A 9779-nucleotide genomic window follows, 5' to 3' on the forward strand; every position below is an offset into this window, starting at 1 on the left:
GCTCTACCAGGTGCTCTACCAGGCCCTGCCCGACTACCAGGACCGCCTGGCGCGGGGCGGCCCGCTGCTCGACGTCGGCAGCGGCGTCGGCGGCGCGCTGCTGACCACCCACGCCCAGCCCGCCCGGCGGCGCGCCCGGAGGACTTCCTGCCCCGCCCGGATGCGCCGGCGCCGAGGCCGGATCGAGTCGAGGTGACCCAGCCCTACATCCCGGCGATCCGGGAAGAGCGGCCGGAGTTCGCCAAGCGGCTCAATCCGGACCCACCGGCCGCGCGGGCGGGCACCATCGAGGAGGTGCCACCGAAGTCCCCGTCCGGCACGCTCGCCGATCTCATCCCGGTGACCCCGCCGGAGGCCCCCGCGGCCCCGCCGGTCCCGGACACCGCGGCCGCGCCGCCCGCGAAGGCCCCGCCGCGGCAGCCGGCCAAGCGCCGCAGCCTGGCGCGCAGGGTCGTGGGCCGCATCATCGGCCCGGACCTGCTGCGCAAGGACCCGCCGAAGAAGCGCCGCTGACGTTCTTCCCCGACGCGGCGGTCGAGCCCGAACCCGGTGCTCGGCCGCCGCGTCGTCGCGTGCGCGGCCACCGGCCGCCCGCTCCCCGCGGGATCCTCGGAAGGTCCCACCGCGCACCTCCGGAGGTCGCCCGTTGTCCCAGCCATCCCCGTCGTCAGCGGCGGACCGGTTCGACCAGGTCGTGGCCCGGTTGCGGGCGGCGGGCTGCGTTTTCGCCGAGGACGAGGCCCGGCTGCTGCTGGCGGCGGCCGCCGGCCCGGGCGACCTCGCCGAGCTGGTGCGGCGGCGGGCCGAGGGCCTGCCGCTGGAGCAGGTGCTGGGCTGGGCGGAATTCCTCGGGCTGCGCATCGCGGTCGAGCCGGGCGTGTTCGTCCCGCGGCGGCGCACCGAACTCCTAGCCCGCGAGGCCATCGACGCCGCCCGCGCCGCCGGCCCGGAACCGCTGGTGGTGGACCTGTGCTGCGGCTCCGGCGCGGTCGGCGCCGCCGTGCTGGTGGCTGTGCCCGCGGCGGTGGTGCACGCCGCCGACATCGACGCGGCCGCGGTGCGCTGCGCCCGCCGCAACCTGCCCCCGGAGCGGGTGCACGCCGGTGACCTGGACCGGGCGCTGCCCGCGGCGCTGCTCGGCCGGGTGGACGTCCTGGCGGTCAACGCGCCCTACGTGCCGACGGCGCGGATCCCGCTGATGCCGCCGGAAGCGCGCGACCACGAACCGGCGACCGCCCTCGACGGCGGGGACGACGGGCTCGACCTGCACCGGCGGATCGCCGCCGCCGCACCCGCCCTGCTCGCCCCCGGCGGTGTCCTGCTCATCGAGACCAGCACCGAGCAGGCCGCGGGAACGGCCGCGGCGATGACCCGGCACGGCCTGCTCCCGCACACCACCGAGGACCCGGACGTGGCGGGCACCGTGGTCCGCGGCAGCACCCGCTGACCTCGCCCGATGCGGAAACGCATGCGCATCCGGCAGTCCCGGGATCTGGAAGAAGTTGCGCCACCGGGGGGTCGCCTCAGTAATCTGAGCGATCTGATCTTCCACCGGTCGACGACTATCCACAGAGGACGCAGATGCCGTTGATCACCGACCCGGCGACGCCGCCGGTGCTGGCCGACAGCGTTCGGCTCGCCGACGACGGCGTGCACCTGCTGGACCGCCGGGTGTTCCCGTTCGAACGCACCTGGGTGCACGCCCGCGACGTCGAGCAGGTCGCCCGCGCCATCGAGGACATGGTCACCCAGTCCAGCGGCCCGTACTTCGCCGCGCTGTGGGGCCTCGCGCTGGCCGCCCGCCACGCCGCCGCCGACGCGCCCGACCAGGTCACCGAACGGGTTCGCGCGGCCGCGGACCGGCTCATCGCCACCCGGCCCACCAACGACCACCAGCGGCTCGCCGCGGCGTTCGTGCTCGACGCCGTCGACGCCGCCCGCGCCCGCGGCGAGGACTCCCCGGCGGAACTCGCCGCCGCCGCGCTGGCCGGGGCGCGCGCCGGGGACGCCGACTACCGGGGGCGCAGCCGCGCCATGGGTGAGGCCGCCGCGCGGCTGCTGCCCGACGGCGCCCGGGTGCTCACCCACTGCTGGGGCGACCTGTACCTGACCGAGACGGTCGCCGCCGCCCAGCGCGCGGGCAAGGAACTCACCTTCTACTGCACCGAAACCCGCCCCTACCTGCAAGGCGCCCGGCTCACCGCCGAAACCCTCGCCGAGATGGGCGTACCCACCACGCTGATCACCGACGGCATGGGCGCTTCGCTGTTCAGCCGGGGCGAGGTGGACGCGCTGATCACCGCCAGCGACCGGGTCACCCTCGACGGGCACGTCATCAACAAGGTCGGCACGCTGCAGCTCGCCGTCGCCGCGCACGCCTTCGGCGTGCCGTACCACGCGCTGTGCCACGAACCGGACCCGAAATCCCCCACCGCGGCGGACGTGCCGATCGAGCACCGCGACGGCGACGAAGTGCTGCACACCCTCGGGCGGCGCACCGCCAGCGAACGCGTCCGGGGCCACTACCCCGCGTTCGACGTGACCCCGCCCCGGTTCGTCACCACCGTCGTCACCGACCAGGGCCCGTTCGCCCCCGGCGCGCTCGCCGGGTACGAGCACCCCACCCACGACCAGGGGGAACAGGCATGACCGAACCGGTAGCGGCCCGCTGGGTCGTCATCGACATCGAAGGCACGGTCACCCCGACCAGCCAGGTCCGCGAAGTGCTCTACGACTACGCCCGCCCCAGGCTCGGCCCGTGGATCGACGAGCACCCCGACGACCCGGAGGTCGGCGCCGCGGTCGCCGACGTGCGCGCCGAAGCGGGCCTGCCCGCCGACGCCGGCACCGACGCGGTCGTGGCGGTGCTGCACGCCTGGATGGACGCCGACCGCAAGGCCACCCCGCTCAAAACCCTGCAGGGCCTCATCTGGCGGCAGGGCTACGCGGACGCGGAGCTGACCACCGAGCTGTTCCCCGACGTCGTCGGCGCCCTGCTGCACTTCCACGACCAGGGCGCGGGGCTGGCCGTGTTCTCCTCCGGGTCGGTGGCCGCGCAGATCGCGTCGTTCTCGCACACCAGCGACGGGGACCTGCGGCACCTGTTCCAGCACCACTTCGACACCACCAACGCCGGGCCCAAGCGGGAGGCGCGCTCCTACCGGGCGATGACCGAAGTCCTCGGCACCGACCCCGGTGACGTGCTGTTCGCCTCCGACGTGCCCGCGGAGCTCGACGCCGCCGCCGAAGCCGGGTGGCGCACCGTCGGGCTCGCCCGGCCCGGCGAACCGTTCGCCGACGCCGACTTCGGCGCGCACCGCACCGTCACCACCTTCGACGACATCAGCATCGAGGTGCCCGCATGAGCGCCCCCATCACCGCCGGGGAGCTCGACGCCGCCGGGGCGGCGCTGGCCGCGGAATCCGCGCGGTTCGCCGGGCTCGGCTGGATGCGCGGCACCTCCGGGAACCTGTCGGTCACCTTGCGCACCGACCCGCTGCGGCTGGCGGTCACCACCAGCGGCCGGGACAAGGGCGAACTGACCCCGCAGGACGTGGTGGTCGTCGACGCGGCGGGCGCCGCCGTCCCCGACCAGCCGCGGCCCGGCCGGCGGCCGTCCGCCGAAGCCGGGCTGCACGCGCGCGTCGCCGCCCGCGCCGGAGCGGGAGCCGTGGTGCACGTGCACGTCATCGCCCCGGTGCTCGCCGCCGCCCGTTGGCCCGGCGGGATCGTGCTGCGCGACCTGGAGATGCTCAAAGGGCTCGGCCGCGGCGCCCACGACGACGAGGTGACCGTGCCGGTCGTGCCCAACGGGCAGGACATGACCTGGCTCGGCGACCGCTTCGACGAGGTCTTCGACCCGGCGACCCCGGCGCTGGTCGTCGCGGGCCACGGCGTGTACGTGTGGGGCGACGACCTCGCCCAGGCGCGGCACCGCACCGAATGCCTGGAGTGGTTGACCTCGTTCGCCCTCGCCGCCGACCAGCACACCTCGTGAACAGGAGAACCGCATGACCCTGCTGACCGTCTGGGACGACACCGACCCGGGCACCGCCACGCTGCGCACCGAGGACCCCGCCGAGATCGGTGGCGTCCTCAAGGAGTTCGGGGTGCGCTTCGAACGCTGGCAGCTGCGGGAGCTGCCCGCCGACGCCACCTCCGAGCAGGTCCTCGACGCCTACCGGTCCGAAGTGGACCGGGTCATCGACAGCGAGGGCTACATCAAGGTCGACGCGATCGCGATGCGGCCCTCCGCCGACCCCGAATGGCCGGCGAAGGCCAAGGCCGCGCGGGAGAAGTTCCTGTCCGAGCACACCCACGACGACGACGAGGACCGGTTCTTCGCCCGCGGCGCCGGGGTGTTCTACCTGCACCTCGACGGCAAGGTGTACGCGGTGCTGTGCGAGGCCGGGGACCTGCTCAGCGTGCCCGCCAACACCACGCACTGGTTCGACATGGGAACCAGCCCCGACTTCGTGTCGATCCGCTTCTTCCACGACGACGACGGGTGGATCGGCGAGTTCCTCAACACCGACACCGCCGAGAAGTTCCCCACCTTCGACGACCTGATGGCAGACCGCTGACGGTCCGCTTCCCGTCGGGAGCCGGGCCGGGTGGCGGAACCTCAGTGGTGCCCTCGCGAGGGCACCGCTGAGAAACCGCGGGTGGGTGGTCGGCCGCGCAGCACCTCCGCCGCTAGGAGGGGAATCCGCCGCGCGAGGTCGTGGGGTGGTGCACGGCCCGGCCGGTCCTGCCGGACCGGTGGGCCACCCACCCGCGGGTCAACGGCAGGCGTTCTCGATGACGTCCGCGCCCGCGACGGGGCCGCCGGCGGCGGCGATGTCGGCGCGCATGCCGGCCAGGTTGGCCCTGATGTCCTCGTCGGAGGCGACGGCCTCCACCGCGGCGAACACGCTCTGCGCGGTGATCTCCTCCTCCGGCAACCTGCGGCCCAAGCCCAGTTCGGTGACGCGGTCGGCGTTGGCGGCCTGCTCCATCATCTGCGGGACGCCCACCATCGGGACCCCGTAGGCCAGCGCCTCCATCGTCGAACCCATCCCGTTGTGCGTGACGAACGCCGAAGCGCGCCGCAGCACCCCCAGCTGCGGGAACGAGGGCCGCACGTCGAAGTTCGCCGGGATCTCACCGAGCTCGGCGACGTCCACCACACCGCCGATGGACATCGCGACCTGCCAGCGGGTGCCGCCGAAGGCCTCCAGGAACGTGCGGTACAGGTCCGGGCGGTCGTTGAACCCGGTTCCCAGCGAGATGAACAGCAGCGGCGCCTGCTCGTCGGCCGGGGTGTAGTCCTGCTCGGCGCGGCTGCCCAGGCACGGGCCGACGAAGTGGAAGCCGTCGTCGAAGGTCTCCCCGCCGAACTGGAACGACTTCGGCAGGAACACCACGCTGTCCGCACCGGGTACCGGGCGCATCGGGAACTGGTCGCCGGAGAGCCCGTACTCCTCGCCGAGCTCCTGGAACAGCGCGGCAGCCTTCACCAGCGCCGGGTGCTGCGGGTCGAAGTCCGCGGGCACCGACCGCTGCTGCAGCGACACCTGCTCGTTCGCGGCGAAGCTGGGTACCAGCGGGACGATCGGCACGTCCAGCTTCTGCGCGAGCAGCCGGCCCGCCGGGGTGAGCATGTCGACGCACACCACGTCGGGCCGGTCCGCGGAGAACCGCTCCAGCAGCACCGGCAGCGCGTTGCGGCTCTCCCCGTGCAGGTACTCCAGCATCCCGGCCATCAGGTCGACGGTCATCTGCATGCCGGGCCGCACCGACGGCAGCGTCGAGGGCATCTCGACCCCGTCGGCGCCCGCGGCCTCCACCAGCTCGAGCATGCTCTGCCCGGTGGCGTAGCTGACCCGGTTGCCGCGCCGGGTGAGCTCCTCCACCAGCGGCAGGGTCGGGTTGATGTGCCCGTGGCCGGGCACGGTGACCACGGCGATGTGCTTGTTCACGATTCCCCTAGCGATCGGTATCGGCCGTTCGGCCCGCACCGGTCCAGTCTGCCCCTCCCCGCTCGGCGAGGTGCGCGGGGAGCCGTGCGGTGATCGTCACACCGCGCGTGCTCTCGACATCGGATGGTCACTGCGCTCGCCCGCTGCGGCGATCAGCCCTTCACGCAGACGACCTGCTTGAGGTGGGCGACGACTTCGACGAGGTCGGTCTGCGCCCGGATCACCTCGTCGATGTCCTTGTAGGCGGACGGGATCTCGTCGACCACGCCCGCGTCCTTGCGGCACTCCACCCCGGCGGTCTGGGTCGCCAGGTCGGCGGCGGTGAACGTCCGGCGCGCCTTCGACCGCGACATCGCCCGCCCCGCGCCGTGCGAGGCGGAGGCGAACGACTCCGGGTTGCCGAGGCCGCGCACGATGAACGATCCCGTCCCCATGCTGCCCGGGATGATCCCGAGCTCGCCGCTGCCCGCGCGGATGGCGCCCTTGCGGGTCACCAGCAGCGGCACCCCGCCGTAGGTCTCCTCGGCGACGTAGTTGTGGTGGCAGGAGATCGGCTCGTCGAACCGGGTGCCCGGCACTGTGGCAGCCAGCGCCCGCTGCACCAGCGACACCATCACCGCCCGGTTGCGCCGCGCGTACTCCTGCGCCCAGAACAGGTCGCGCCGGTAGGCCGCCATCTGCGGGGTGCCCGCCACGAACACCGCCAGGTCCCGGTCCGGCAGGTCGGCGTTGTGCGGCAAGGACTTCGCCACCTCGATGTGCCGCTCGGCGAGCTCCTTGCCGATGTTGCGCGAACCCGAGTGCAGCATCAGCCACACCCGGCCCTCGTCGGCGCCGCCCTGCTCCAGGCACACCTCGATGAAGTGGTTCCCGCCGCCGAGGCTGCCCAGCTGCCGCAGCGCCCGCTGCCGCCTGCCGCGCACCCCGTCGTGCAGCTCCTCGAAGCCGCCCCAGAACCCGTCCCAGCCCGATTCGCCGGCCACCCGGCCGGTGTCCACCGGTTCGTCGTGCATCGCGAACCCGACCGGCACCGCCGATTCGATGCGCCGCCGCAGCCGGCCGAGGTCGTCGGGCAGGTCCGCGGCTCGCAACGAGGTGCGCACCGCGCTCATCCCGCAGCCGATGTCCACCCCGACCGCGGCCGGGGACACCGCGTCGCGCATCGCGATGACGCTGCCGACCGTCGCGCCCTTGCCCAGGTGCACGTCCGGCATCACCGCCAGCCCGTGCACCCACGGCAGGTCGGCGATGTTGCGCAGCTGCGCCATCGCCGCGTCCTCCACCCGGGACGGGTCCGCCCACATCCGGATGGGAACCCCGCTGCCCGGCACCACGCTGACCACCACGACCTCCTAGGAAGAACCGCCACCGGACCCGACGGGTCTCCGGGGCGGGAAGACGAAAAACCCGGGCCGCTCGGGCCCGGGCACCAGCACGCGAGAACGACGGGCGTCAGCGGACGCCACGACGCGCGGGCAGGACGGGACACGAGCGGATTCGCCACCGGACCGGCGCCACGCGACCACCTCCCCCGCGCTCGAACGACTCGTCGATCATGCGGTCCGGCCGCGGCGGGCCGCAACCGGATTTCCGCGGCCGGGCCTCACGCCCGGGTGAACTCGGTGGTCAGGACGTGGGCCTTCGCCGGGCCCGCCACGTGCCAGCGCTGCCACCAGGAGCCGGGGCCGTGCACCGCGTACTCGCCGCGGTAGAGGTCGGCCCGGCAGGGGTGCTCCACCCGCCAGCGCCCGGACCGCAGGTCCAGGTCGTGGAAGTAGCCGCCGTGGTCGAAGTGCACCGACGCGGTGGCCGGGTCGACCAGCCGGTAGTGCAGCGTCCGCTGCGCCGGGCCGCGGTGCGCGCCCAGCTCCAGCTCCCCGGTCTCGCGGTACACGAGCTCGCCGGACCCGGCGGTGAACTCCGCTTCGCCCGCGAAACCGCCCAGCCGCGCGCCCGCGTCGTCGGCGATGTCGCGCCGCAGCACCCACCGGCCCGCGAAGTACTCCGCCAGGTCCGGGACGGGAACCGGGGCCAGGTCCGGGACCGGGAGCGGCTCGGTCACGCCGAGGCGCCGGTGGAACCGCCCACCACCGCGTCCGAGGACGCGGCCTCCTTCGGCGGCAGCAGCCCGGACACGTCCGAACCGGTGTCGTTGATCTTGAGCACGAACGGGCGGGTCTCGGTGTAGCGCACCACGCTGATCGAGCACGGGTCGACCACGATCCGCTGGAACCCGTCCAGGTGAACGCCCAGCGCGTCCGCCAGCACCGACTTGATCACGTCGCCGTGCGAGCAGACCGCCCACACCGCGTTCGCCCCGAACTCCGCCGACACGCGCGCGTCGTGCTCGCGGATCGCGGCGACCGCCCGCGCCTGCACGTGCGCCAGACCCTCCCCGCCGGGGAACACCGCCGCGGACGGGTGCTGCTGCACCACCGACCACAGCGGTTCGGCGGTCAGCTCGGAGATCTTCCGGCCGGTCCAGTCGCCGTAGTCCACTTCGGAGAGCCGCTCGTCCACCACCGGTGCCAGCTCGCGGGACGCGGCGAACTCCCGCACCGTCTCGCCGCACCGCTGCAGCGGGGAGACCACCAGCGAGGAGATCGGCACCTCCGCGAGCCGCCCGGTCAGGCCCGCCGCCTGCGCGTTCCCCGCGGTGTCCAGGCCCACGCCCGGGCTGCGCCCGGCCAGCACCCCCGAACCGTTCGCCGCCGACCGTGCGTGCCTGAGCAGGATGAGTGTCGCCACGGAAACCGAGGGTAGGCCCCGCCGCGGACCGCGCCGAACCCCACCCGAGCACGACGGTGGGCCGGCGCCGTGCGGGCACCGGGCCACCGGGGGCCGAGCACGATCAGGGCTGCATGACGCCGAGCCCGAGCAGCGCGAACACCAGCAGGCCCAGCCCGATCCGGTACCAGACGAACAGGTACACGCTGTGGTGCTCCACGAACCGCAGCAGCCACGCGATGCACGCGTAGCCGACCAGGCCCGCCACCAGTGTCGCCACGATCATCTGCACGCCCGAGGGCTGCAGGCCAGGCCCGCCGCCCTCGAACACGTGCGGGATCTCCGAGAGCCCGGCCGCGAACACCGCCGGGATCGCCAGCAGGAACGAGAACCGCACCGCCGTCGGCCGAGTCAGGCCCAGCGACAGCCCGGCGGTGATCGTGCCGCCGGACCGGGACACCCCGGGGATCAGCGCCAGCGCCTGCGCCAGTCCCATCAGCACGCCGTCGCGCAGCGTCAGGCCGTCCTGCGCCCGCTGCTGCCTGCCGAACCGCTCCGCCAGCCCCAGCAGCACACCGAAGACGATCAGCATCGCGCCGGTCACCCACAGGCTGCGCAGCGCCCCGCGGATGTAGTCCTGGAACAGCAGGCCCAGCACCCCGATCGGGATGCTTCCCACGATCACGTACCACGCCAGCCGGTAGTCCTGGGTGCGCCGCACCTCGGCGTCGACCAGGCCGCGGAACCACGTGCCGATCAGCCGGACGATGTCCTTGATGAAGAAGATGACCACGGCCAGTTCGGTACCGATCTGCGTCACCGCCGTGAACGAGGCGCCCGCGTCATCGCCGAAGAACAACTCCGAGACGATCCGCAGGTGCCCCGACGACGAGATCGGCAGGAACTCGGTCAGACCCTGGACCACGGCGAGCACCATGGCCTGCAACCACGACAACTGAACCCACTCCAGTGCTGTGAGAGATGAATCGGGCCCGCACCGGTTCCGCGACCAGGGCGACGCCTCGTCCTGAGCGCAAATCTTGCATCACCGCCCGCACCTGCCCCGTCCCGCCCCACCGCAGCGGCCACCAG

12 protein-coding genes are annotated in these 9779 nt (G+C 73.6%); 7 read left to right on the forward strand and 5 right to left on the reverse strand.

The features are described 5' to 3' along the window. The 7 genes from LCD33_RS27565 to LCD33_RS27595 form a co-directional block, all read left to right on the forward strand. Window positions 1-196 (forward strand): hypothetical protein (locus tag LCD33_RS27565; protein ID WP_224978449.1); only part of this gene is annotated, 196 nt, incomplete at its 5' end. Next, complete coding sequence (locus LCD33_RS27570; protein WP_224978450.1) at window positions 193-513, forward strand: hypothetical protein; 321 nt, start codon at window positions 193-195, stop codon at window positions 511-513. The genes LCD33_RS27565 and LCD33_RS27570, both read left to right, overlap by 4 nt. A gap of 133 nt (window positions 514-646) precedes the next feature. Then, a complete protein-coding gene (locus LCD33_RS27575; protein WP_224962651.1) occupies window positions 647-1447 on the forward strand; it encodes a putative protein N(5)-glutamine methyltransferase in 801 nt (266 codons plus the stop codon). 134 nt (window positions 1448-1581) lie between these two features. Beyond that, window positions 1582-2649: a s-methyl-5-thioribose-1-phosphate isomerase gene (locus tag LCD33_RS27580; RefSeq protein WP_224978451.1), complete on the forward strand. Its 1068-nt coding sequence runs from the start codon at window positions 1582-1584 to the stop codon at window positions 2647-2649. Then, on the forward strand, window positions 2646-3365 hold the full coding sequence (gene mtnC / locus LCD33_RS27585) for an acireductone synthase (protein WP_224962647.1): 720 nt from the start codon (window positions 2646-2648) through the stop codon (window positions 3363-3365). The genes LCD33_RS27580 and mtnC overlap by 4 nt, the downstream gene beginning before the upstream one ends. After that, entirely contained in the window at window positions 3362-3997 is a 636-nt protein-coding gene (gene mtnB, locus LCD33_RS27590; protein WP_224962645.1) for a methylthioribulose 1-phosphate dehydratase, read from the forward strand. The genes mtnC and mtnB overlap by 4 nt, the downstream gene beginning before the upstream one ends. Before the next feature lie 13 nt (window positions 3998-4010). Beyond that, a complete protein-coding gene (locus tag LCD33_RS27595; RefSeq protein WP_224962643.1) occupies window positions 4011-4583 on the forward strand; it encodes an acireductone dioxygenase in 573 nt (190 codons plus the stop codon). Between the two features lie 198 nt (window positions 4584-4781). Here LCD33_RS27595 and LCD33_RS27600 read toward each other — a convergent pair whose 3' ends face one another. The 5 genes from LCD33_RS27600 to LCD33_RS27620 form a co-directional block, all read right to left on the reverse strand. Then, window positions 4782-5960 (reverse strand): macrolide family glycosyltransferase, encoded by a 1179-nt coding sequence (locus tag LCD33_RS27600; RefSeq protein WP_224962641.1) that lies wholly within the window; start codon window positions 5958-5960, stop codon window positions 4782-4784. A 152-nt stretch (window positions 5961-6112) separates the two neighbouring features. Further along, entirely contained in the window at window positions 6113-7264 is a 1152-nt protein-coding gene (locus LCD33_RS27605) for an RtcB family protein (protein ID WP_224962653.1), read from the reverse strand. A gap of 299 nt (window positions 7265-7563) precedes the next feature. After that, on the reverse strand, window positions 7564-8022 hold the full coding sequence (locus tag LCD33_RS27610; RefSeq protein WP_224962639.1) for a DUF6314 family protein: 459 nt from the start codon (window positions 8020-8022) through the stop codon (window positions 7564-7566). Next, the gene (locus LCD33_RS27615) at window positions 8019-8708 is read right to left on the reverse strand and encodes a histidine phosphatase family protein (protein ID WP_224962636.1); all 690 of its coding nucleotides are present in this window, start codon (window positions 8706-8708) and stop codon (window positions 8019-8021) included. The genes LCD33_RS27610 and LCD33_RS27615 overlap by 4 nt, the downstream gene beginning before the upstream one ends. A gap of 103 nt (window positions 8709-8811) precedes the next feature. Continuing rightward, on the reverse strand, window positions 8812-9642 hold the full coding sequence (locus LCD33_RS27620) for an undecaprenyl-diphosphate phosphatase (RefSeq protein WP_224962634.1): 831 nt from the start codon (window positions 9640-9642) through the stop codon (window positions 8812-8814). Window positions 9643-9779: the final 137 nt, after the last annotated feature.

This window comes from Saccharopolyspora sp. 7B, assembly GCF_020177435.1.
Taxonomy (GTDB): Bacteria; Actinomycetota; Actinomycetes; order Mycobacteriales; family Pseudonocardiaceae; genus Saccharopolyspora_C; species Saccharopolyspora_C gregorii.

Coding starts and splice junctions, on each gene's coding strand:
- LCD33_RS27580 (WP_224978451.1), top strand. CDS start 1,582: ATGCCGTTGATCACCGACCCGGCGACGCCGCCGGTGCTGGCCGACAGC.
- mtnC (WP_224962647.1), top strand. CDS start 2,646: ATGACCGAACCGGTAGCGGCCCGCTGGGTCGTCATCGACATCGAAGGC.
- mtnB (WP_224962645.1), top strand. CDS start 3,362: ATGAGCGCCCCCATCACCGCCGGGGAGCTCGACGCCGCCGGGGCGGCG.
- LCD33_RS27595 (WP_224962643.1), top strand. CDS start 4,011: ATGACCCTGCTGACCGTCTGGGACGACACCGACCCGGGCACCGCCACG.
- LCD33_RS27605 (WP_224962653.1), bottom strand. CDS start 7,264: ATGTGGGCGGACCCGTCCCGGGTGGAGGACGCGGCGATGGCGCAGCTG.